Source organism: Prevotella phocaeensis (genome assembly GCF_900065875.1).
Classification (GTDB): Bacteria; Bacteroidota; Bacteroidia; order Bacteroidales; family Bacteroidaceae; genus Prevotella; species Prevotella phocaeensis.
The window spans coordinates 25,838-51,292 of record NZ_LT160620.1 but is presented as its reverse complement, the minus strand read 5'-3'; the positions used below and the strand labels follow the sequence as shown (position 1 = coordinate 51,292).

The 25,455-nt window shown below is 46.8% G+C and carries 17 protein-coding genes; 7 read left to right on the top strand and 10 right to left on the bottom strand.

Features of this window, described 5'->3' with window-relative positions:
- Window positions 1-15 precede the first annotated feature (15 nt).
- Entirely contained in the window at window positions 16-1,266 is a 1,251-nt protein-coding gene (locus BN3912_RS01795) for a family 43 glycosylhydrolase (RefSeq protein WP_023984290.1), read from the bottom strand.
- A gap of 220 nt (window positions 1,267-1,486) precedes the next feature.
- On the opposite strand from BN3912_RS01795, the gene BN3912_RS01790 reads away from it, so the two are divergent.
- From BN3912_RS01790 to BN3912_RS01780, 3 genes are all read left to right on the top strand, one after another.
- Window positions 1,487-2,506 carry a hypothetical protein gene (locus tag BN3912_RS01790; RefSeq protein WP_023984289.1) on the top strand — a complete coding sequence of 340 codons (1,020 nt, stop codon included), beginning with the start codon at window positions 1,487-1,489 and terminating at the stop codon, window positions 2,504-2,506.
- Complete coding sequence (locus tag BN3912_RS01785; protein WP_023984288.1) at window positions 2,503-3,735, top strand: GH25 family lysozyme; 1,233 nt, start codon at window positions 2,503-2,505, stop codon at window positions 3,733-3,735. The genes BN3912_RS01790 and BN3912_RS01785 overlap by 4 nt, the downstream gene beginning before the upstream one ends.
- Before the next feature lie 120 nt (window positions 3,736-3,855).
- Window positions 3,856-4,758, top strand: a complete 903-nt coding sequence (locus tag BN3912_RS01780; RefSeq protein ID WP_023984287.1) for a tetratricopeptide repeat protein — start codon at window positions 3,856-3,858, stop codon at window positions 4,756-4,758.
- Window positions 4,759-5,070: 312 nt separating this feature from the next.
- Here the strand turns inward: BN3912_RS01780 and BN3912_RS01775 are convergent, their stop codons facing one another.
- Together BN3912_RS01775 and BN3912_RS01770 are read right to left on the bottom strand one after the other, a co-directional pair.
- On the bottom strand, window positions 5,071-5,766 hold the full coding sequence (locus BN3912_RS01775; RefSeq protein WP_023984286.1) for a response regulator transcription factor: 696 nt from the start codon (window positions 5,764-5,766) through the stop codon (window positions 5,071-5,073).
- On the bottom strand, window positions 5,759-7,288 hold the full coding sequence (locus BN3912_RS01770) for a sensor histidine kinase (protein ID WP_023984285.1): 1,530 nt from the start codon (window positions 7,286-7,288) through the stop codon (window positions 5,759-5,761). The genes BN3912_RS01775 and BN3912_RS01770 overlap by 8 nt, the downstream gene beginning before the upstream one ends.
- Before the next feature lie 138 nt (window positions 7,289-7,426).
- Between BN3912_RS01770 and BN3912_RS01765 the strand changes: the two genes are divergently transcribed.
- The gene (locus tag BN3912_RS01765) at window positions 7,427-9,499 is read left to right on the top strand and encodes an outer membrane beta-barrel family protein (protein WP_023984284.1); all 2,073 of its coding nucleotides are present in this window, start codon (window positions 7,427-7,429) and stop codon (window positions 9,497-9,499) included.
- Between the two features lie 240 nt (window positions 9,500-9,739).
- On the opposite strand, the gene BN3912_RS01760 is transcribed toward BN3912_RS01765, so the two are convergent.
- The 3 genes from BN3912_RS01760 to BN3912_RS01750 all read right to left on the bottom strand — a co-directional run bounded on the left by BN3912_RS01760 (window position 9,740) and on the right by BN3912_RS01750 (window position 15,310).
- The gene (locus BN3912_RS01760; RefSeq protein ID WP_023984283.1) at window positions 9,740-11,998 is read right to left on the bottom strand and encodes a GH92 family glycosyl hydrolase; all 2,259 of its coding nucleotides are present in this window, start codon (window positions 11,996-11,998) and stop codon (window positions 9,740-9,742) included.
- A gap of 231 nt (window positions 11,999-12,229) precedes the next feature.
- Entirely contained in the window at window positions 12,230-14,605 is a 2,376-nt protein-coding gene (pnp, locus tag BN3912_RS01755; protein WP_023984282.1) for a polyribonucleotide nucleotidyltransferase, read from the bottom strand.
- Window positions 14,606-14,782: 177 nt separating this feature from the next.
- On the bottom strand, window positions 14,783-15,310 hold the full coding sequence (locus BN3912_RS01750; protein ID WP_023984281.1) for an LOG family protein: 528 nt from the start codon (window positions 15,308-15,310) through the stop codon (window positions 14,783-14,785).
- A gap of 251 nt (window positions 15,311-15,561) precedes the next feature.
- Between BN3912_RS01750 and BN3912_RS01745 the strand changes: the two genes are divergently transcribed.
- Window positions 15,562-17,442: a DEAD/DEAH box helicase gene (locus BN3912_RS01745; protein ID WP_036859413.1), complete on the top strand. Its 1,881-nt coding sequence runs from the start codon at window positions 15,562-15,564 to the stop codon at window positions 17,440-17,442.
- Window positions 17,443-17,655: 213 nt separating this feature from the next.
- On the opposite strand, the gene BN3912_RS01740 is transcribed toward BN3912_RS01745, so the two are convergent.
- Together BN3912_RS01740 and BN3912_RS01735 are read right to left on the bottom strand one after the other, a co-directional pair.
- Window positions 17,656-20,052, bottom strand: a complete 2,397-nt coding sequence (locus tag BN3912_RS01740; protein ID WP_230204616.1) for a TonB-dependent receptor domain-containing protein — start codon at window positions 20,050-20,052, stop codon at window positions 17,656-17,658.
- Window positions 20,053-20,210: 158 nt separating this feature from the next.
- Window positions 20,211-20,789, bottom strand: coding sequence for a hypothetical protein (locus BN3912_RS01735; RefSeq protein WP_023984278.1), 579 nt, complete (start codon window positions 20,787-20,789; stop codon window positions 20,211-20,213).
- Between the two features lie 275 nt (window positions 20,790-21,064).
- On the opposite strand from BN3912_RS01735, the gene BN3912_RS01730 reads away from it, so the two are divergent.
- On the top strand, window positions 21,065-21,271 hold the full coding sequence (locus BN3912_RS01730) for a DUF4160 domain-containing protein (protein ID WP_051403437.1): 207 nt from the start codon (window positions 21,065-21,067) through the stop codon (window positions 21,269-21,271).
- A gap of 48 nt (window positions 21,272-21,319) precedes the next feature.
- The gene (locus BN3912_RS01725) at window positions 21,320-21,598 is read left to right on the top strand and encodes a DUF2442 domain-containing protein (RefSeq protein ID WP_023984276.1); all 279 of its coding nucleotides are present in this window, start codon (window positions 21,320-21,322) and stop codon (window positions 21,596-21,598) included.
- Between the two features lie 84 nt (window positions 21,599-21,682).
- Here the strand turns inward: BN3912_RS01725 and BN3912_RS01720 are convergent, their stop codons facing one another.
- Both BN3912_RS01720 and BN3912_RS01715 read right to left on the bottom strand, forming a co-directional pair.
- Entirely contained in the window at window positions 21,683-23,803 is a 2,121-nt protein-coding gene (locus BN3912_RS01720) for a S46 family peptidase (RefSeq protein ID WP_023984275.1), read from the bottom strand.
- A 126-nt stretch (window positions 23,804-23,929) separates the two neighbouring features.
- Window positions 23,930-25,423, bottom strand: coding sequence for a polysaccharide biosynthesis C-terminal domain-containing protein (locus tag BN3912_RS01715; RefSeq protein ID WP_023984274.1), 1,494 nt, complete (start codon window positions 25,421-25,423; stop codon window positions 23,930-23,932).
- Window positions 25,424-25,455 lie beyond the last annotated feature (32 nt).

Here is a 25,455-nt window from a genome sequence, read left to right as displayed (position 1 = left end):
GAGGCGTCGGCCCTATCAATATTTAATGATCTTGGCAGTACTTTTGCCTGCGTGGTTTTTCACTGTTACCACATACATTCCTTCGGGCACATCATAGCAGTCAACAACGATACGGCCCTTGCCTTTTCCCGTTTTAACTATCTCCCCGCTAAGACCGGTGATACTCCAAGCGAAGCCTTTTGTACCGTTTTCGCCGATCGTAAAGTCGTTTTTCACCATTCGCGGCGAAATTGTAATGTCTCCGTTCAGTGCACTTTCGCCTTCTATCTCATCGATAGCAGTAGTCGAAAATACCGGTTTGTCTTCCTCGGCCGAAGGCTGATTGTTCTTTATATATGGCCATCCGTCGTCTCCCCAGTACACTTTATCGAGGAAAACCTGCCTGCCCAGCCCCGGATTTTCCTTGGTATAACCGTGGTACAAAACCCAATACTGGCCATTGTCATCCTGTATAAACTCGGAATTATGCCCGGGTCCCGCCACTACATCATTGCCATTCAGGAACCAACTGAAGTTATAACCGTTCAAAATGTTATCGCCATCTTTATCCAGATAGGGCCCGAAAAGGTCTTTCGAGCGCGTCATAACCACCTCATAAGTACTTTCTGCACCATTACAACACGTACCGCGAGAGCCGAAGAGATAATAATAATCGCCGTGTTTGATAATGTATGTCGCCTCTATAGACCATCCCGCGATCTGTTTCTTTACCGCTCCGTCTTTTACAGAGAGGCCGTCTTCGGAAAGTTCAATGCCGTAAATGCCGCGGAAACTCCCCCAGAAAAGATACTTATGCCCGCCATCTTCTATATAAAAAGGATCGATACTGTTCAGCACTCCAATATCTTTACTGATGAAAAGTTTACCATGATCCGTAAACGGGCCTTCGGGCTTGTCGGCATAAGCCACACCTATACCGCAGGTTTCAAGCCCTCCCCAGACAGACATAGAGTAATACATTACGTATTTCCCATTAATGTAATTGATGTCGGGTGCCCATATACCGCCGCCGGGAACCATAGATGGGCGCGTTGCATCGGTAAATGCCGTGCCTACATATAACCAACGAACCAAGTTCCTCGACTTGAAAATCGGCGTATTGCGTATATCTTCTGTACCATAAAGATAGAAATAACCGTCTTGGCCCCTTATAACAGTAGGATCAGGAACACTTCTTTTAATCACCGGATTGTTGTACTTCGTTGTTGCAGCATACGTTGTACCACAGACAAGCAGGGCAAATAACAACACTTTAATTCTATTCATACAATAATATTGTTTAGTTTAATAATCCACAGTTTAGTAAAATAGCAACGGTATTAAGTGTTGACAAAGGTACTTATTATATATAAAAGCATCGCTTTTTTAACCATAAAAAGATGTTAAAACGGCATTAAATCCACATTTCAATCCCCGAAAAATAATGATAGTCTAAATAAACGGAAGCCTTGGCAATCAATAAAAATTATCGTAACTTTGCGTTGTGATGAAACGATTGTTATCTTGTATTTGCGCAAGAAAGAGTCTGTGTCCGCCCATAATCGTACTTGCAATTGCCGCAGCCTTACTGGGTGCATGGAGAAGTTGGCGGTTTTCGGGCCGGCAGATGGTGCAGTCGACAGTAATTGTCGAACGGTCTTTGTGGTACGAAATTGCCGTCAACGGCCGCCCAATGCTCTATTTCAGCGACGAAAAAGGCGATTCCGTGCTCGACAGGCTATCGGTTCATCGCGACTCTTCGGTTACACTATGGCGATCGACAGGTTTCTGGATAGACCGTTGGTGGCTCTTTCCGTCGTGCAAGGGAAGAGTCATAACAACATTCGCCGGTGCAGAGAAAAAGGTGATAACCGATATCCGTCGGCAATTGAGCCATGAAAAAACAAGGCTAAAACGACTTCTAAAAGGCTTACGCCTGCAGGATGCCGAGCTTAGATACTTCCTGCGTGCCCACGGGGTACAGGATGAAGGCTACGCAATGGTAGCAAATTTCGAAGTCGGGATTGCCTCCAAGCTGCGCGATACCCGTCGCCTTGCGACTTTGATCGATAGCATCGATACCGCAAAATGTACCCTCTCGTTGCACCACAAGCGCCTTTTCAAGGTCTTCTACCGTAATGACAATGGTCGTATTCAGCAACAAATATGCAAAGAAAAGAGTATATCTGCCGATGGAAAACTATATCTTTTGCAAACACAGGACAAAGAAACACCCGCGGGAGTGAGTCCTCTCAGATGGCTTCCATGGCATGCCAACGACGACGGGAAGGTACTTGTAACAGGCTTCGGCGGCCTTCAAGAGCCGTTATTTGCCACCTATTCTACTCATGCAACCATTATTCCGGCCGATAAAACGGGGAATGCATGCGACATATCCCCCATACTTGCCGGCGACGGATCGCCTGTTTTCACCGCACACGGATGGTTCATGGGCTGCCTGCTCGGCGGAAATGTCGTTGACAGAACCACCCTTTCCGATCTTTTCAACAACCAAAAACGACCATGAAAAGAACGTTTTATTTTCTTCGTCTACTGCCTGTAGCATTGTTCTTCTGTGCCTGCAACGAAATAGAACATCCCCAACAGACCATCGTTAAAGCCGGCGCATACTGCTATCAGGGCGGGTATTCCAACGGTAAATACAACGGCTACGGCCGATTGAAGTACAAAGACAGCGTGATATACGAGGGAGAATGGAAAGACGGATTGCGATACGGGCACGGTATATGTACCGACCGTGAAGGACATCGCATTGTGGGAACATGGCAAGCCGATACGCTTATCGGCGGTATAAGGACAGACAGCGCAGGTATCTACCGCGGAGATTTCGAACGAAACTGCACGGCATCGGGCACAGGAACCTACACTGCATTCGATGGAGAGTACTACGAAGGTCATTGGAAAGACAACATGCGCACGGGTTTCGGCTTTTCTGTTGCCCCCGGAGCCTACCTGCGTTTGGGCGAGTGGTACCATAATATATATAAAGGTGAACGGTTGGAGTACACTACAGAGCGCATCTATGGCATCGACATATCGCGTTTTCAGCACGAAAAAGGCCGTAAACGTTTCACAATCCGTTGGGATAATATCCGTATAACCCACTTAGGAACCATCAGTAACAAACGCGTAAATGGCACTGTCGACTATCCTGTCAGCTTTTGTTATATCAAATCGACCGAAGGTATTACCGTTAAAAACCGATATTACCATGCGGATTACGCCGCTGCACGGCACAAAAACATTCGTTGCGGGGCTTATCATTTCTTCTCAACCACATCGGATGCCGCTGCTCAAGCCCGTTTCTTCCTGAAAAATTCGCGGTTTCTTGCAGGCGATCTCCCACCGGTTTTAGACGTTGAACCGTCGCCCCGACAAATTCGAAAGATGGGTGGAACGGCGGTACTCTTTACTTCTGTGCGCACTTGGTTGCGTATCGTAAGGCGTCATACGGGCGTTCGTCCCGTTCTTTATATCAGTCAAAGTTTCGTAAACAAGCATCTTCCCGAAGCTCCCGATATCATCCGCGACTACAATATATGGATTGCACGCTACGGAGAATATAAGCCCAACGTGCATCTGGTGTACTGGCAGCTGTGCCCCGACGGACGAGTGAGCGGCATACACGGCGAAGTCGATATCAGCGTATTCAACGGATATCACAGTCGTTTCAACGAGTTTCTGCAAACAGAGTGTATCGGTTCGGGAAACAGAACCACGGAAACAAAGAATTAAAAATAACGTTTTTACAAGAAAGAAAATTATTCTGTTCTTTTTATATTTCCGCTCTTCAAATGCTCCATGTATGGAAATATTATATTATCTTCGCCTTGTATAACCAACAAACATCCGTATATGAAACGATTATTTCTTGCAATAACATTCGTTGCCTTAGCAACCGGCACGCTCAATGCGCAGCAGGAATGGTTCGACAAGTACAAGAAACTGCTGAACGACGGCGATACTATCGCGCTGAAAGACTGCATCTACCAGTGGGAGAAGGCCGAACCGAATTCGCCGGACGTTATTGCCGCGTGGTACAACTATTATGTGAAACGCGCAATGGAAGAAGTTCTAAGTCTGTCGACCGTTAAGCCTGCCGACGGGGAACAATATCTGGAATTGCAGAATGATACCACGAAAAATGTTGTCGGCTACCTGTCTGGGCAAACCGAATATAACGACAAACTCATGCAAATAGCCTATGCAAAAATAGATGAGGGCATAAGGAAGTATCCCGACCGCATAGACTTGCCTTTCGGAAAGGTACACATGTTGCTGAAACAAGGGCTGTATGACGACGCTCTAAGTCAACTTAGCAAAGTTATAGAGCACTCGAAAACGAATCGTAACCAATGGTTATGGACGCTGAACAAACCCTTTGCCGACGGTAAAGAGTTCCTTATAGACACGATGCAAGACTATTTTAACCAGTTACTCGATATAAACGACAACAAACCGGCATACGAATTGAACGAAATAGTGTTGGCTGCATACCCTGAAGACATCCGTCTCAGATCTAACAAAGCCTCTCTTTTAGCCATGAAGGGCAATTATGCGGAAGCGTTGCCCCTGTTTGCTTCCATCCATAAAGACGCTCCCGAAGACGATATCGTTGCCTTTAATCTTGCGATATGCTACGAAAAGACGGGCGATAAGAAGAATGCCATCGCGAATTACCAAGCCCTTGCAAACAGTAAAAACGCAGACATTGCCACCTCTGCCCGGCAGGCTTTGCACAGCTTGAAAGGCAAATAAAGAGCGCAATGTTTATCTCGTTCTATGGTTATAAAACCTCCCTTATTTTGCAAGGCATATCATACGGCAAAGACAGTTGTCCCATCTAAAATGCTTAGATGGCATATCTGAGCACTTTACATTGCCCGTCTGTCCGCCTTAGATAGGCACTCACGGGAATTCATTTGCAATATGTCTATCACCAAAGAATTATAGACGTCAAATCAAGAGGCTACTTATTTTCTTTTTATCCTCCTTCTACAGGGATAAGTTAGAAAGGGTATATCTGTTCTGTTTTCTCTTATTATTTTGCCTACTCCCTGCCTTAACGAGCTATGATTGGATGAGTTTATAACCGAAACCGCGCACATTAACGATGCGAAGACTATTATCCTTGGCCAATTTATGGCGTAGCTTGGTGATGAATACCTGCAGACTGCGGGTGTTGAAAAAGCTGTCATCACCCCACAGATCGAGCAATATGTCGCGTGTAAGTACCATCTCGTTGCACTTTTCGATAAGCCTACGCAGGATTTCCGCCTCGCGATGCGATAATTCCTCTACCGTATCTTCATATTGCAGACACTGCGAAACAGGGTTGAATGCATATTTTCCGATCTCCACCCACCCGCTCTTATGCCGTTGCATGCCATCGCTAACGGCGGCTCTTCCCAATAAAGCCCTGATACGCACTATAAGTTCCTGCATTCCGAAGGGCTTCTTCAAGTAATCGTTGGCCCCTAATTCGAAGCCATGCACAACATCATTGACCGCCGAACGGGCTGTAAGGAAGAGCACCGGCGTATGTTTATCGATACGCCGCAGACGGTGTACCATCTCGAAACCATCCATACGCGGCATCATTACATCGGCCACAACCACGTCGGGATGCACCTCTGCGAACCGCCGAAGCCCCTCTTGTCCGTCGCAGGCTACGGCAATATCGAAGCCTTGCGCATTGAGCGTGTCTCTTATGATCATCGCCAACGTCTGCTCATCCTCTACTAAAAGTACGCTGATCCTATCCATTGAAATGTAAATTAAATACGGTTCCCTGCCCTACCTTACTCTCCACGTCGACACGTCCGCCGAACTTATCCATCATACTTTTTACGTAATACAGTCCGAGACCGTAGCCCTTCACGTTATGCAGGTTACCATCGGGCACTCTATAGAACCTGTCGAAAACATATTTCTGCTTATCCTGCGGTATGCCGATGCCATGATCGGCAACGGAAATCGTACTTCCCGTGCACCGTATCTCCACCATAGCTTTGCCGCGTGAATACTTAACGGCGTTGTCGACCAGATTGCTTATCACATGAAAAAGATGCTGCCGGTCGGCACGTACCGTCATATCGGGAGGCTCCACTACGACGGTTATCTCCGCTTCGCGGTCTGCCTTCAGCTGCTGTTGGCGCACTACGGCATCGACAAGCGGCTTTACAGGCACGTCAGTCACATCGAGTTTCATCGTTCTACGGCGCTCCATACTCATCGAGAGTATCTGTTCAACCAAATTAGTTAGTCGTTCTAACTGTTCTTTACACACCTTCAGATACTCTTGCATGCGGCGAGGATCGGTCGCAGCCCCGAAATTCAGCAGGGCATCATTGGCTGCATAAGCCACAGAGATGGGCGTCTTGAGCTCGTGTGTCATATTGTTTGTGAAGTCTGTCTTCATTTCATCGAGCGTACGTTGGCGCAGAATAGTACGCATAAGGTAGTAGAACGAGAAGCCGAGAATAAGCATAATGAAGAGCGAAGTAGCAAGAATACCCGCCATCTGCCGGAGCACTACCCGCTGTATTGGGGGCAGTTGCAACAGATATGTGCGATGGCTGTTCAGGTCGGTTGCATAGCGATAGGTCTCCATCTTACCTTTAATACCCGTTCCGATGGCCGCTACAGTATCGGTATAAGTATAAGACGAGTCGGGCGTGCTGCCGCTTTCGAGATACAACAACCTGTGGGCAGCGGTTATGCCCAAATCATTCAGGTGCTTTGTAAGCTGACTGTCGAAGTACTTTGCATCGGGATCGCTCATCACATCCAAGCCCGAATGCAGCCCCCGTTGTAGGTAGTTGAGCAATTCCTCCATATTGTTACGGTCTTTAAGCATGGTGGAAAAGTCTTGATTAACGTTCAGTGCAGACACTTGGGAGTCGGGACTATTCACGGTGGTGTGCTCGTTCCCGTCGTCTATAACAATCACTTTGTTGCCTTTTTCCGACATTTTCTTCACCACATTCATATACTCTTTCGGCTTTTGGCCCTTGATATATGTAGCCCCGAATACCATGCTGCTGTTGGCGGAACTGCCGGCCGAGAACTCTATAGTGCCATGCTGTCCGTTGTTATCGGCCCGAAGAGCCTTCACACGATGCATCATTTCCTCGTAATCACTCATATGAATAGCCTCGTTGATGCTGCGTTTCATAGAGCTGTACATGGTATTATAGAGGTTTACAAGCCAGTAAGTCTGGTACAGAAAGATAGCCGTAAGCGATACAACCACCAAGACCGACATGTATTTAAGAGGTATCTTCATGCTGCAAAGATAGTTTTTTCAGGCGGAGAACGGATAAAACGATAAGACTAAATAACACTTCTGTTAAGACTTGGTAAGCACTTTTGCTTGCACAAAAAGCCGTAAGAACTTATCTTTGCCCAATAAATACCGGAAACAATGAAAGCATTCGTCACAATTATCTGTATGTTGTTCGCATCGTTGAATGTCCGTGCGCAAAGCGATTCTGCACGGATCGACAGCATTATACATACGCTGCCCGACGTGATGGTGAAGGGTGAACGCCCCGTAGTCAAGGTAAACGGAGCCGCTCTGATGTACGACTTGCAGCGACTTATAGGCAGCAAACAAGTGGATAACGCCTACGATGCCCTGAAAGAACTGCCCGGTGTGAGCGAACAGAACGGCAGCATCACACTGTCGGGCATGCCGGTCAGCATCGTTATCGACGGCAAAGTAACCACTCTGACGGCCGAACAACTGGGCGCACTGCTACGGAGTATGCCCACAAGCCGTATCGCCAATGCCGAAGTGATGTACAATGCACCGGCACGATACCAGCTGCGCGGGGCGGTTATCAATATCAACCTGCACCACGAAAAAGGCGAAACGCCACGTTTACAGGGAGAAACAAACCTTGCATGGAACCAAGAACACCACGCTCGTTTCGCCGAACGTTTGAGCTTAACCTACGCTTCGAAGCGGTTATCCATGGATTTCATGTACCGATACAACCACGGATCGCAGTACTACACCACCGAAGAAACGGCTCAACACTCGCAAAACGGCGGAAACGTTTATAACATACGTTCGCGCGAAACGGCCCTTCATAGGGAACGAGGGCACGACTACAGGCTCGGTATAGACTGCAATATCGGCGATAAACATAGCGTGAGTTTCGTTTACACGGGCAACTACGAGACGAATCATGCCCGACAGAACGTAAACGGAGATATCACCTCCGACTTCAACATCGACTTTACGCACCGGTTGCACAACCTGTGTATGGACTACAAAACGCCGTTCGGCTTGAACGCAGGCACCGAATACACCTATTACAAGACGCCCGAAACACAGCTACTCCACAGCACTATGCCCACGGGAAGCCTCGACTACCGTGTGGAAAATACACAGAAAATAAGCCGATGGAAGGTGTTTGTCGCACAAGAACACCGGCTGCATGGCGGATGGAACATCAACTACGGTGCCATATACACCGCGAGTAGCGACCATAGCACGCAATATTACACGAATACAGCAACCACTTCGGGTGCGACACCTGCCGATGAAACGGTGAAACAACGCGAAGATAACGTGAATATATACGTGGGAACGAGCAAACAGTTCGCAGAGAAACTGTCGGCAGAGGTATCGCTTGCCACCGAATATTACCATTCCTCGGCATGGCACCAATGGAACCTGTACCCCACGTTCAACCTTTCTTATAAGCCTACAGAGGCCCATTTGCTGCAGTTGAGCATGAGTAGCGACAAGAAATTCCCGCCTTATTGGACGATCAGCAACTTCATTACCTACGGTCATGGGGGCTATAACGAGGTGACAGGCAACCCGCTTTTAAAGCCTTCGAACGACTATCAGCTGCAATTGGTGTATATCCTGAAGGGCAAATACCAGCTGGTTACGTGGTACAACTACCACAAAGACTACTTTGTACAGACGCCTTATCAGCGACAAGACCGGCTCGCTGTACAATACAAATATCTGAACTTCGACTTCAACAGGCAGGCAGGAGTGCAGCTGTCGGTACCGTTTGCGCTCGGTTCGTGGTACAACACGCGCATAAATCTTATCGGCGTGTTGATGCAACAGAAAGCATCCGACTTCTACGACATACCTTTCAACCGCCACATTGCGTTCTGCATGGCGCGCATGAACAATACTTTCATGATTGCCAAACAGCCCGACCTAACGCTCACACTCGACGGGATGATACGCACAAAAGCCATACAGGCCACTTACGACCTGCCTGCTTCGGGTAACTTGGATGCCTCTCTGGTGTACAAATTTGCACGGAAACGCGCCATCGTTAAATTATTCTGTAACGATTTGTTCGAGACTTCATCAATCGATCCCCGTATCGATTACGCCCATCAACATATGAGAATGGACTTCTCCTGTTACCGCACATTCGGCATATCGCTTACCTATCGCTTCGGCGGATACCGCGAGAAGAGGCGCGAAGAGGTGGATACATCGCGCTTCAAGCAATAATCCGGCAAAAACAGACAGGCTCTGTAACACCGATAGACAGGCTATATAAGCCGATTAGGCGGGTAGGCTATCGACGATAGACGAACGGTGTAAACGAGACAAAACGGCACATCTGTCTACGATAGAATGGTAAGAAAACAGAATAACAAATAAGTTCTATGCAGGGAAAGACATCTGCCTACCCACATAGAACTTATTTGTTATTCGTTGAATTTGTGCTAACAGTGTGTTGAGAGAAGCCTATTTCTCGGCATCGGCCGATGGAGGTGCGGCCGACTTATCGGCTCCCCACGCTTTATTGGGATGCCTGCCCATCTGCAAAACAAGTACTCCTCCGTTCTTTATATCGTCATGGCTGAACCACGGTTTATTCCATGTTTGTCCATTGAGCACAGCACTTTGAACGTATTTATTCTCGTCGGAGCAGTCGTTGGCTATAATTTCGAACACCTTACCATTGCCGAGCGTCACCTTTACATGCTTGAAAAGCGGGCTGCCGATATTATATGCAGGAAAGCCGGGGGTTACGGGATAGAAGCCTATCGACGAGAACACGACGAACGAGGTAAGCCCTCCACCGTCTTCATCTCCGGGTATTCCCATCACATCATTGCGGAACCATGTCTTCAAGAGCTGCCGAATACGCTTTTGAGTCTTCCAAGGTGCGCCGGCATAGTTGTATAAATAAGGAATATGCAATGCCGGTTCGTTGGCCATAGTGAACTGCCCGATGTTACCCGTCTGGTCGGGCAGCTGGGTATAGAACTCGCGTTTACCGCGCCCCATCGGCTCTGCAAAGGTCTGATCGAGGTTCTTCAAGAACTGTTCTCTGCCGCCCATAAGGTTGATAAGGTCGGCAACATTGTGCTGTACATCCCATCGGTACGTCCATCCGTTGTTCTCATCGTAGGTGTCTCTTACCCCTACACCGCCGGAAAAGCGGTAATCGAACGGCTCTAAGAAGTTGCCCTCCTTGTCTTTGGGATGGAAGAAACCGGTCTTGGAATTAAATACATGGCGGTAATTACGGCCAAGTTGTGCATATAGATCGGCCTCTTTCTTCTTTCCCATGTACGATGCAATGCGCGAAAGGCACCATTCATCGTACGCAGTTCCTAAAGATACGGCGATCGGTTGGCGTTTCTCGAAGCCCGAAACATTGGGATCGGTCTCCTTCTCTCCCTCACGCAAAGCGGGTATATAGCCGTGTTTCTTGTAGAATTCGTCTATCCATCCGGCCTTATTACCCGACCACGGGGCGAGTGTTTTTTCTTCTATGCCCTTTCGGCAATATTCATAAGCCCGCTTGGCATCTACTTTAAGTCCCTTATAAAGGGCATCTGCCACCATTGCCACGCCGTGATTGGCGTTCATTCTGCGCGAGTCGCCGGTGATTTCAGGGAAAGTCGGCATCCATTTCGTACCCATCTGTTCGGCCATGCGCAGGTATGATTCGATGATATCTTCCTCTTTTTTCGGTTGAATTAATGCCCGCAAAGGATGCGCTGCACGGTAGGTATCCCAAATCCAGTCATCGGTATAGAACGGTATTCCACCATCCTCGTGCACTTTTCCATCATAAGCACTGTAATAACGCCCGTCTTCACTCAGACATACAGGGCGTTCGAAAGTGCGGTAATATGAGGTATAAAGAACGGTTTTCTCGTCTTCTGTTCCGCCTTCCACGGTAATTTCCGAGAGCGTTTTATTCCATTCAGCACGCCCTTTTGCGGCAAGTGCGTCTATATCGTAACCGTTCTGTTCGCGGTAAAGGTTTTTCTTGGCCTGCTCGGTACTGATGAAAGACACGCCGTAACGCAGGTGTACACGCTCTGTCCCGTCGGTAAATCGCAGCACGGCGCACGAGTTATTGCCGCTGGCTGAAGTCTGCGACGTTTTCAGAGCGCCGTTATCGAGAATACCGAAGGCAAGAGGAGTTTCCTCAGTTTCGGCATATATATAAACTTTCGTATTGCCATATATCTCCTGATAACCGCTCACGATGTTCTTATCCACCTTGATAGCGCCCTTTTGTGAGTTGATTATCACATATACAGGCTTGCTCTTCTGGAAATAAAGCTCATAGGCAGCACTCTGATGTGCCACTGCAAAGCGGGCTCTCATCGTATTATCGTCCAATTCGATGTCGAAAGAATAAGGCGTAATGCGCTCATGATCGTAATTCATTGTTACCACCGGAACGAGCTTATTGCCCTGATAAGGACTGATACTGAACGCTGATCGCTCGCGATGGTTGGTAACAATCACAGGCAATCCGTTGACATATTCGGTAGTATAGTCGGCACGTGCAGGGTAAATACGCAACATACTGTTGGGAAGTTGCACGGTTGCAAACGTCGGAACCAGTAGGTGGCTGATGTTTCCGATGTAGGGATTCACATAGTCTACGGGCTCTTTCGTCTGGGCTTGTACCACGCTTGTTACGGACAACAGCGACAAGAACGCCGTCAAAATTAAACGTATCGGCTTCATACTCATTAAAGATTTTCTGTTTATTCTGATTTTTAAAAGGTTGTATACATATGGGTAAAGGCTGCAAAAGCAGAAAGTTATCAAAATTGTTTGATATTGCTGAGGCGCTTTCTATTTTCGGCAAAGATAGTAAAAAGTATCGATATCGTTCTATTCTTTTAATGTATGCTAACAAAAAATCCCCGTTCCGATAATGTTTCGGAACGGGGATATGATTAATATTCGTTAGTTTCGTGGTTAATCGATATCGTTTCCGTGGTCCAAAGAATCATTGAAATCTTTCGGTTCATCGTTCATCGACGGATCACGATATTCATCATCACGCTGCCCGAAGCTATTGTTTCGATGCTCGAAACGGCGCGGCTGACGGTCTCCTCCACGACGATCATTGTCGCGATAGTCACCGTTTCCGTCGCGTCGGGGGCGCCTTTCATTGCCATTCTCACGGCGCGGACGGCGCTCACGCTCTACATATCCTTCGGGTTTCGGCATAAGCACACGGTGCGAGAGCTTATACTTACCGGTCTTAGGATCGATCTCCATCAGTTTAACCTGTATCTTATCGCCCTCTTTGATGCCCGCTTCTTCAACAGTTTCAAGGCGCTTCCAGTCAATTTCACTAATGTGGAGAAGTCCGTCTTTACCCGGCATAATTTCGACAAAACAGCCATAAGGCATCACCGAACGCACCGTTCCTTCGTACACTTCGCCTACTTCTGGCACAGCTACAATAGACTTTATTTTGGCCAAAGCGGCATCGATAGCGTCTTTATCGGGAGCACTTACCTGTACTTTTCCTACCCCATCGACCTCGTCGATAGTAATAGTAGCGCCGGTATCTTCCTGCATTTGCTGGATAATTTTGCCACCCGGGCCTATTACAGCACCGATAAATTCTTTCGGGATCTCGAATGCAACGATGCGAGGTACCTGAGGTTTCAACTCTGCACGCGGTTCCGAAATGGTTTCTATCATCTTTCCGAGGATGTGTTCACGGCCGGCTTTCGCCTGCATCAGTGCTTTTTCGAGGATTTCGAAACTCAATCCATCGCACTTGATATCCATCTGTGTGGCTGTCAAACCGTCTTTTGTGCCCGTTGTTTTGAAGTCCATATCGCCCAAGTGATCCTCATCACCGAGGATATCGCTAAGCACTGCGTACTTCTCTTCGCCCGGATTCTTAATCAATCCCATAGCAATACCGCTGACAGGCTTCGCCATCGGCACGCCTGCATCCATCAAAGCGAGAGTGCCGGCGCATACTGTAGCCATAGAAGAAGAACCGTTGCTCTCTAATATCTGACTTACCAAACGCACCGTATAGGGGAAATCAGCAGGGATTTGTCCCTTAAGTCCGCGCCATGCCAAATGCCCATGTCCGATTTCTCTACGGCCGACACCGCGCTGAGCCTTAGCTTCTCCCGTTGAAAACGGCGGGAAGTTGTAATGCAACAAGAAACGTTGATAACCTTTCTCCAGTACATCATCCACAAGTTTCTCGTCCATTTTCGTGCCGAGTGTACATGTAGAAAGCGACATTGTTTCGCCACGTTGGAAGATTGCACTGCCGTGAGGCATCGGCAAAGCGCTCACTTCGCACCAGATAGGACGTATCTCATCGGTCTTTCGACCATCGAGACGTTTGCCCTCATCAAGCACACAACGGCGCATAGCATCACGCATTACATCTTCATAATAGCGTGTTGCTTCGGCATGTTTCTCCTCCAATTCATCGGCAGAGAGGTTCTCTGCATATGCCGCATCGTATTTCTCGAGGAAATCGGTAATGAGTTTATCGAAAGCATCCTGACGAGCATGCTTATCAAGAGCCTGCTTAGTAATATCGTATGCGGGCTGGTAAAGCTCCTTATTGATTTGCTCGCGCAGTTCTTCATCGTTCACCTCGTGGCAATACTCGCGCTTTACGTCGGTGCCAAGTTCTTTAGAAAGTTCCGTTTGAAGGTCGCACATCGGCTTGATGGCATCGGCTGCGACTTTCAAAGCATCAATAAGATCCTGCTCTGAAACTTCATTCATCTCGCCTTCCACCATCATGATATTATCCTTGGTTGCACCAACCATAATGTCCATATCGGCTTCTTTCATTTGTTGGAAAGTCGGATCGACTACATATTCGCCATTGATACGAGCGATACGTACCTCGGATATCGGACCATCAAATGGGATATCGGAGCACGCCATAGCCGCCGAAGCGGCAAATCCGGCCAAGGCATCGGGCTGATCTACGCCGTCTGCCGAAAGTAGCATTACCTGTACGTAGACTTCGGCATGGAAGTTTGAAGGAAAAAGCGGACGAAGTGCGCGGTCTACAAGACGCGAAGTAAGGATTTCACTATCGCTTGCTTTCCCCTCACGCTTGGTAAATCCGCCCGGAAAACGCCCTGCTGCGCTATACTGTTCGCGATAATCAACTTGCAAAGGCATAAAATCTGTTCCGGGAACTGCATCCTTTGCTGCACAAACAGTTGCCAATAACACTGTGTTGCCCATGCGGAGTACCGCAGCACCATCAGCCTGTTTTGCAACTTTCCCGGTCTCAATGCTGATGGTTCTGCCATCAGGCAATTGAACTGTTTTCGTAATTACGTTCATCTAAAAAATTAAAACTTTATTGTTTTGACTAACATCTTAAAATAATAAGTTGCGCAAAGATACCTAATTTCAAATTAATAAAAGAATAAAAATCGAATAATTTAGTTTTTTTATTTACCGACGTAACTCGCGGAAAGTACGAGAGATACCCCTATAACAAGTTACGACCGATGCTGTTCAGAGCATGCTCATAATCTCGTCCACCGAGCTTGCAACACGAATATAATCCGTATAATTCCCGCGTATCATGCCGCGTTGTCGCAAGTCTTCCAGCAAAAGAATCAGACCGCCCCAAAAGCCTTTCATATTATAAAGTATCACCTTTTTATGATGATACCCGATAGTATGCGAAGCCACCACGGTAAATATCTCATCCAAAGTGCCGATGCCGCCCGGGAGAGCTATTGCCACATCGCACTTAGACAGCATGATTTCCTTCCGATCACTCAAGTTATCGCAAAGAATATCCACGTCTACATAGTCGGAAAGTCGCCCATATTTCTCAATCATCGACGGTATTACACCGATAGTTCTGCCACCTGCATCATGCATAGCCTTGGTAACACATTCCATCAGTCCCATGTTGCATCCGCCGAAAACTATACTGTGCCCCTCTTTGGCCAGCCGTTTCCCCAGCTCTTCCGTCAACTTGAAATATTCGGCATCGATATTGTTATTTGCCGAACAGAATATAGCTATCGTCATTATTTCTTCAATTCTCCATAAACAGTTGCCACGTCAAACAGCAGAACAACTGCCGGAGCGAAGGTATAAAAACTTTTCTTTCATACCATAGAGATGCCTTCTTTTTTTCCAACCATTAAGTAATTATAACTAAAAAACAACAATGCAATCCATTTATTTTCACTATCTTTGCACCCGTTCAAACACAAATGTTGCCGTTATTTGGTGGGGGCAATGGAGGTTTGAACAGGTTTTAATTTATTAATTTTAGTTTGAAAACATTTGAAGAATTGGGCGTTAGCGAAGAGATTCGCCGCGCCATCACCGAATTGGGGTTCGAAACTCCGATGCCGGTTCAGCAAGAAGTAATTCCTTATTTATTGGGTAACGGTAACGATGTAGTAGCTCTCGCACAGACGGGAACAGGGAAGACCGCCGCTTATGGCATTCCCATTCTGCAGAAGATAGACACATCAAAGAAAGAAACACAGGCACTTGTATTAAGCCCTACGCGCGAGCTCTGTTTACAGATTGCCGATGATCTGAACGATTTCAGCAAGTATGTCAATGGTCTGCATGTGGTTGCGGTGTACGGAGGCACATCTATCGAGGCGCAAATCCGCACGATTAAGCGCGGTGTACAAATCATCGTGGCCACTCCGGGGCGCCTGATAGACCTGATGCACCGTGGAGTCGCCAAACTCGACTCGGTAGCCAATGTAGTATTGGACGAGGCTGACGAGATGCTGAACATGGGCTTTTCCGAAAGCATCAACGAGATATTCGAGGGCATACCGCAAGATCGGAACACGCTACTCTTCTCGGCTACCATGAGTAAAGAGATCGAAAAGATTGCACAGAACTACCTTCACGATGCAAAAGAGATAGTGGTCGGTAGCCGTAACGAGGGTGCAGAGAGCGTGAACCATATATATTATATGGTGAATGCCAAGGACAAATACCTTGCTTTGAAGCGCATTGTAGACTATTATCCGCATATTTTCGCCATTATATTCTGCCGTACCAAGCGCGAAACACAGGAGATCGCCGACAAATTGATACACGACGGATACAACGCAGAAGCACTGCATGGCGACCTTAGCCAGCAACAACGCGACCTCACGATGCAGAAATTCCGCCAACACATGACGCAGTTTCTCGTGGCAACCGATGTGGCTGCGCGCGGTCTCGACGTAGAAGACCTGACACATGTTATCAATTACGGACTGCCGGACGATATAGAAAGCTATACACACCGCAGCGGACGTACCGGACGGGCGGGCAAAAAAGGAACGTCGATCTCTATCATTCATACGCGTGAACGTTCTAAAATGCGTGCTATAGAGAAAGTGATAGGCAAGCAATTCGTAGAGGGCGTTATGCCTACAGCTAAGGAGATATGCACCAAGCAGCTCTATAAAACGATGGACGAGATACTGAAAATCGACGTTAACGAGGAGGAAATAGCACCGTTCATGGCAGACATAAACCGACATTTCGAATATATCGATAAGGAAGATATCATCAAAAAGATCGTGAGTTTGGAGTTCGGAAAGTTCTTAGCCTATTATGCCGATGCCCCTGAAATAAAGAAACCCTCGACCAAGAAAGGCGGTGAAAGGGCGACAAAAGGCGAAAGACGGGGCACACGCGGTTCGCGTTCGCACAAAGCAGAGGCAGGATACCGCCGGTTGTTCATCAACCTTGGCAAGGCAGACGGCTTTTATCCGGGCGAAATTATGCAATTCGTCAACAAGAATATGCGCGGCCGACAAGAGATAGGGCATATAGACCTGCTCAGCAAATTCTCGTATATCGAGGTTCCCGAAGCCGATGCAAACAAGGTGATGCGGGCACTCAGCGGCACCACTTACAAGGGCCGTGAAGTGCGGTGCAACGATGCAGACGAGAAAGGGCGCGGTGCTGCTGCGGGCAGAGGGCGCAAACGCAATGATGACAAGGGCGGTTTCGAAAAGTTCGAAAAGCCGTCTAAGCGCAACAGTTCGCGCAGCCGTCGCAGAGAGGAGTTCCAAGAAAGTGGCAAAAAGGACGATTGGAAGCAGTTCTTCCGCCATGACAACACGGAATTGAAAGGCGAGGAACCCGACTTTTCCGAAGAAGGTTGGGCACGCAGGCATCCCAAGAAGAAGTAACAAGAAGCACGTTTTATTAAAACAACCGAAACACATGGATTGCGCATTGCCCGTCCATGTGTTTTTCGTATATACCGCCTGCTCTCTACAGATATACGGTCTGTCGATGACAGGTATACCATCTAAGGCAGACAGATGGGCAATATAAGGGGCTTAGAGGGAGCATCTGCCGGACACAGATGCAACATCTGTCTGTTCTATGTACAAATCCTTTTATTTATCGGCATTGCGAGACAGACCGCCCACCACATCGTTATTGTCGATCGTTTTCTCGGTTTTCTTCACCTGTCCTTTCAGTTTACCGATGCGATACGATACGCTGAGAGATACTGTTGCTCCCGGGAGATACGAACAGTTCAACCCTGTATAGTCGCCCTGCGTGGTAAACGTTCGGTAACGAATGCGGTTGCCATCAAGCACATCCGATGCAATCAACCTTACCGTAAGGCGATCCTCTTTGAGGAAAGAGCGCTGCAAACTGACGCCATGATAGCGGTATCCGTCGTTATAACCATACACCCCGCTAACTTGATGTCCCAATATTCCACCCGCATACACGCCAAGCTGTAGCCCCAATGGCAATTTCTGTGAAAGATTGGCATACATTTCATCGTACCATTTATGCATGGTAAGGCCCTCGTTCGGGTTATTGTTATACAGATAGTTCAGCGAACTGTTGAGCATCAGCGTGGTGGTTTTCGTTGCTTGCCAGCGGGTGTAGAACGAAAGAGCGGCCCTCCGGTAACGCAAAATGTTGCCGTATGTGTAATACACAACATCGTCTTTGGCGAACCTCATGGAGGAGATACGGTTGTCGGCAAACTCGTAAAAGGGGTTCAGGTGCCACGTTATCTTTGGGCCGATATGCATAAAAGTGACGCCGAAAGAGGTGTTTCGCGAACTTGAAAGGTCGCTGTTGCCATACGATACATAGGTGGGAGTGCTGATAACCGCCGGATTAAGATAAGATATACCCGGGCGGTTGATGCTCGTGGCATAGCTTACTTTCAGACTGTTAGCCGCACTTATGCGGTACGTAATGCTGGCCGAAGGCACCCAGTCGTTCAAATGACGGTGAAAATCCGTACCCGTGCCATCGGGATAACGGGCATCTAAATAACTGTATTCGTAGCGCAAGCCTGCACGAGCCGACCATTTGTCTTTAGTAAACATATACGACAGATAGGCTGCAGCTACCTGCGTGTTGTGGTCGAAACGCCGGTCGACGTTATTGGCAGTGCCGTTGTAGGCAAGCATCGTATGGCTCTTGTTCAGTCGGCATATGTACTTAGTCCCCATCTCTATCTTATGAAACTTAGAGATAGGTCGCACGTAGTCGGTCTGCAACGTGTGTTCGTAGAATCTTTCCCTACTGTTTTGTGCATATCCGCTATAACTCACCGGCATGTTGATCATATCGCTGTAGGCGGTATTCGAGTTTGTTGTTTGCTTCGTGGTGGAGAGCATGTAAGAGAAAGTGAACACTTCGTCTTTAAGATGTGTACGGTGTTCGTAGTCGAAGCGGCCGTTCCAATTGGCAAAGCTGTAACCCGGAGAACGGTAATCGCTTGCATATCTATAAAGCAGACGGCCGTCTGCGCCGGTCATCGATGTGTTTGAAGTGCGGTTCAGATCGAAAGTGTAACCGTAACCGTCGGTAGACAGCGTCATCAGGTTGAGCGAATCGATGTCGTAGCTGGCCATAATGCTTGCAAAATGTACATTGCCTGCGTTCGTTCCTTGCGAGTTTACGGCAAGCGTATTGCCCGTATTCTTGAATTGTTGCGTGTTTTCGGACTCGCTTCGTGTCTGTTCTTTACTCTGTCGGGAGAAAGTGTAATCCACCGACACCACGAGTTTGCCGATCTGGGCAGCAAGATATGTGCTTGCCATAGCGCCTTTCCGTGAGGAACTTCTTGCCGTAACAGTAGCGGTAACACCTTTGACTTGACTGTTTTCTTTCATCACAATGTTGAGTATGACTGTAGCTCCTTCGGCATCGTATTTGGCACCCGGCTCGGTAATTACCTCTATGCGTTTGATCATGTTGGCAGGTATAGCTTTCAAAACCTCCTTGGGGTTGGTAGACAGACTGGCATCCGGATGACCGTTCTTATAGATTTTAAAGGTGCTGCTTCCCTTTACGGTGATGTTGTCTTGCCCGTCTACCGACACCAAAGGCACCTTGCGCAGCATTTCCATCACGGTTACGGTTGCGGCATCGGGATCCTTTTCTACAGCATAAGACAACTTGTCGGCCTCTTGTTTAATGAGTTGTTGTTGAGAAATCACTTCGACTTCGCCCAATGTTTTTACTTCGCTCTTCAAGATGATGTTGCCCATAACGGTGCTGTCGCACGCCACTACTTTAGTTTGATAGCCCACACACGAGATTTTGAGGAACTTTGCACCGGCGGTTTTCGATATGCGAAACGCTCCTCGCACATCGGTCTTTGCGCCTAAAACGAACGAAGAATCGGCACGAAGCAGCGATACGTTGGCAAAAGACACGGGGGATAACTTCTCATTTACCACCGTTCCGGTGATGTTTTGAGCCCATATACACGTTACAAGGAGCAACATCATGGAAAGCAAAAAGAGTTTTTTCATTAAATTCTTGTTTACTATATGAGACATAGATGGAACCGATATTATTTCAAAAAAGAAGAAACATTATTTTCATGAAGTCGACATACGGCCCTTAGTAAATGTACTCGGTTTTTACAGGGTACTACTATATAAACACCCGAAAGATTGTTTTGTGACATTCAGTCATGCATTTTTTTACAACAAAGCGATTTTATCGGAGTTTTCTCAGGTGTTTCTATTTGCCACCGGTCTATCATGCGAAACAAACGCGCAATGTGGGTTTGATAACTTTCCGGGTAATAGAGAGCATATACATGCCACAGTGTATCTTTCAATATATGCTTTTCGTGGTATCTGTACCCCTCGTACAGGCGGCCGGAAATAATGAAAGAACCGCCGTGCAGGCGTAATTTATCGGCCTTTTTCCGTTGGGCCACACGTTTTGCATAGGTTCTCGCACTCACTCCTTCGACGGGTTTGGCTACATGATATTCGAGCACTATGTTCGCCCAATCGGCCCGATAACAGAACTGCACACAGCCTGCGCAGTCGATCAGCGAGTCGGGTTGAACGGTAAAGAAACTCGGATATTGTACACTGAAGTCGAAATCATCGTTGTCATAAGTAAGCAAATATGCTCTCTTAAGGCGCTCTTCAAACCTCACTTCGGGAGGTCTGTCGTCTATACACGGGCAAAGCGTATCTACAAAAAACGCTGCCAGAATAAAGAAAACAAACAGAATGAGAAGTCGACGCATAACGTTTACTAATAAAAAATTTATTTGCAAAGTTAGCGAAATAATATGCTATTATCTGCAAATAAATGCCGACATTTGTCTGACATTGTATGTCGGGCAATACCTTCTTGTAATTTCAATGGGTATATTCATACATAACATGCCTGACATTATAATGTCTTGCCTCATATATATGAATAAGAAATCGTTCGTTCTGTACCAATCTGCGCGTTTTCACCCTAATTATTTTGGCTTTTAAAATAAATCGTTTATATTTGCAGAAGCAGTGTTTTGTAATGGGAGCAGTATTCGTTATAAGGGGTATATTAATCTATATCTATGCTTTCTATCATAATCCGCCGCACCTACATGTAAGAAGCGGTGACGGCGAATTTACCATAACCCTCTCGGATAGAGCCATAGAAGGCGATGCAAAGCCAAGGGCTGTTAAGATCGTCAATGACTTTATCGACCGAAACATGGACGAAATTATGAGAATATGAGATAAAGCTCAACGTGGTGAACGAATAGAAAAAATAAAGAGATAGAATATGCTGAAAGTAACAGAAGTAGAATATTTGGGAGGCTATACGCTCCTCTGCTCATTCAATAACGGGGAAACAAAGAAAGTAGACTTGGAACCTTTGTTGCGTTTTCCGATGTTTGAAGAGCTTAAAGACAAAAAGAAATTCGAACAGTTCGGGTTAGATCATACTATATTTTGGTACAACGGCGCCGATATCGCACCGGAATATCTCTACGAACATGGCACGGATTTTCAAGAAGGCATGGCTTCCGATATACCTCCCCAAGACTACGATGCCCGATAAACGGCATAACAGCAAAGGCAAGTTTGCGTCTCCAAGCGGATTGCAAACTTGCCTTTGCTGTTTTATTGCGTGCGAATGTGTATCTTATTTCGCGTCGATTTCTTTCAAAAGCCTGTCGGCATGCCCCCATTTATCCATCATGAAGAGCACATAGCGAATATCTACGCCGATGCAACGTGCAAGACGTTTGTCGAAATTAATATCGCTCGAAAGGCTGTCCCAGTTACCATCAAAGGCCAAACCTATTAGGTTTCCGTATCCATCGAACATGGGAGAACCGCTGTTTCCGCCCGTAATGTCGTTGTTGGTAAGAAAACATAGCTGCATCTTACCACTCGTCTTGTCCTGATAAGGACCGAAATCTTTAGCCGATAACAGCTTTTTCATGATCGGTTCAGCTTGATATTCATAGATTTCATTGCCCCTATTCATCTTTTCGACAATACTTTCAGCGGTAGTATAATAGCCGGACGGTTTACCTCCGAGGCTGAAACCGCCCACTTGTCCGTAACTCAAACGCATGGTAAAGTTGGCATCCGAGTAATGCGGAAAGTCTTCTTCCATGCGCAGTTTGGCTGCACAAAGATATTTTTCCTGCTCATTAATGCTGTCGGACACACTGTTAAGCACCTCTGCATGCTCGCTCATGAAGTCGAGCAGGTCGAGACTATACTGCACGCCCGGATCTTTTTTGTAGCTTTTCTTGTTGATGTAAATGCGCTCACCGCTCTTCATGAGGAAAGAATTTTCATAAAGAAAGTCCACGAACTTGGCATAATCGTCGCCGAATTTAATTTCGATGTCCTTGTAGAATGCCGGTAAATCCTTTGCCGCAACATGCTCCTTGTAGTTCTTGAGCAAGGTTGCAAGTACCTCTTTGTCAAGAGATGCATCCCATTCATCGCTATTGTCTTTGAAAACGATGTACTGTTTTTTAGGCTTATCTTTCGGACCTTCCACCGGTACCTGCAACAACTTCATGGCACGGGTGGTAAACTCGTTGGTACGAATGAACGTTTCACGCCAGTACATATAGGTGCGCAATGCGTCGAAACGCTTGTTGTAAAGCCGCTGCATCTTATTGAAATCGAGCTTACCTCTCAAAAAACCGGTCTTATCCTGCCATTCCCGTATACGCCGTTCGTACTCCTGTTTTTGGTTGATGATGCCTATAGAGTCGATACATTTGTTCATACCGATGGAATTCTTCCAGTAATTGGCGCTTTGAGCATACTTCGAGTCGTACTTGATACGCACTGCTTCATCGGCACGCATATGCTTTTGCATCACTGCCTGCTTCACTCCGCGCACTTGGGCACGCGGTGTGTTCTCGGCATCTCGCATTTCACGGATGCCATACGATGAAAGATAGCGGCTCGTAGAGCCCGGATAACCCATCGTCATGGCGAAATCGCCGTCTTTGTAACCCTGCATACTCACCTTAGCCCAATGCTTCGGATGATACGGAACGTTGTCCTTGCTGTACGAGGCAGGCCCGTTAGTCTTGGGATTTGCGTAAATACGGAACACAGAGAAGTCGCATGTCTGGCGCGGCCACATCCAGTTATCGGTCTCTCCGCCAAACTTACCCATCGATTTTGGTACGGCAAAAACCAGTCTGAGGTCGGTAAAGTCCTGATAGGTGGTGGCATAATACTTGTTACCTTCGTAAAAAGCGCCGATATCCACATGAAGTGTCGAGTCTATACGCTTCACCGAATCGGTCAACAGGCGCTGCAGAGAATCGATAAGCACCTCCTTTTGAGCTTTCGTTTTATAGTCGAAACCCATTCGTTGCAAGCGTGGAGTGACGTCTTTTTGATCGATCATGAACGACACGAACATATTCTTATTGGGCAATTCTTCCTCATAACTCTTGGCACAGAAGCCGTTCAGCATGTAATCATGTTCCACTGTGGAATGACTTCTGATAGCTTCAAACCCGCAATGATGGTTGGTGAACACCAGTCCGTCGGGCGAAACGACCACTCCGGAGCAATATCCAGAGAAGTTAACCACTGCATTTTTTATGGCATTCTGCCCATAATAAAGATCGTTGTAAGGCAGCTGAAAGCCTTCGGCCCGCATCTGTTCATACACGGCCTGTGGCAGATTGTAGAGCGTCCACATACCTTCGTCGGCTTTTAACGATGAAGGTACAAGCAGAAAAAATGTCATCAACAACGGTAAAAGAATTTTCTTCATACTTTTATTTAATTGTTATTTATTATTCAACAAAACTGTCTCATCGTCCTAAACTACACGGACTTTCTTGTCATCAATCAGTTTCATCGCCTCTTTCTTTGTCATATAATTATCGGTATTAGCATTTTATTTCCCGAAATACTTACCCACTACGGGCAGAGTTTTCAGCGGGAAGTCTTTTTTGACCATGTATGCGAGGAAGATAAGCACCAGCAATGTGTTGACCGGCAGCGATGCCCATGTGGGGAGAACTGCATTGGAAACGATAATACCGGCGAACAATATCAATGTCAAAAGCAGGTAAATACCAATCTCTTTCAATGGATATTTAATGGGATAATAGCGCTGTCCGACGAAATAGGATGTAAGCATGGAAACCCCGTAAGCGGCAAATCCCGCCCATGCACATGCCATGTAGCTGAAACGGGGAATAAGCAAAACATCGGTAAGAATAAGCACTATGCAGCCTAACCCCGAGAAATAAGCCCCCCAAATGGTCCTATCGGTAAGTTTGTACCAAAAAGAAAGATTGAAATACACGCCGAACATAATCTCTGCCCCCATCACAATGGGCACTACTTTCAGCCCTTCCCAATAGTCGGGAGCTACGACAAACCGCAATATATCCATGTATGCCATGACCAAGAGGAATGCCAAAAACGTGAAAATCAGGTAATATTTCATCACTTTAGCATAGGCCTCCTTGTTGTTTTTGTCCTTCGTCTTGCCGAAGACAAACGGTTCGTAAGCGTAACGGAATGCCTGTGTGATCATTACCATTATCATCGCGATCTTGATGCAGCTGCCATAAATACCGAGTTGTATATTGCCTTCGTGACTCGATCCGCTGAAGAAGTACGGAAAAAGGATGGGCGAAGCGCTCTGATTAAGCTGTCCTGCCAAGCCCAGAATGAGCATCGGCCATGTATAGCCAAGCATTTTTTTGCAAATATCCTTACTGAACCCGAACCTTATACCACTCATTTCTTTCCAAAGCATGAGCAAGGTAGCCAGCGAACATATCAAATTTATATAAAACACGAACGCCACATTCAAATGAAATTCGCTGTCGTAAATTCCGAAAAGATTTATCTTCAGTGCCGGAAGAACAATCAGATAGAGAATATTAAGCACAATGTTCATGCCGATATTGATTATCTTGAGCATTGCAAACTTAACGGGGCGATGCTCATATCTAAGGTAATCGAACATGATAGCCGTCCATGCGTCGACAGCAATGCACACGCCCATCGTACCCACAAATTCGGGATGGTCTCCATACCCCATCACTGTGGAAATGGGATGAAGGAATATCAATACAGATACGGCAAACACCAAAGCCACAAATCCCACCATCCTGAGCGTGGTGGAATACACTTTCTGTGCATCCATACCGGGCTTGTTGGCAAAACGGAAGAATGTTGTTTCCATGCCATACGTCAGAATGATGAGCAATATGGCTATATAACTATAAATATTGGTAATAATTCCATACTGTCCGCCCTCGGCAGCAAACTTGAACGTTTGTATCGGAACAAGCAGATAGTTTACGAACTTTCCCGCGATACTGCTCAATCCATAAATGGCAGTATCTTTTGCCAATGACTTTAAATTCCCCATACTTTTTATTTTTTCTACCTTCCTACCTCTTT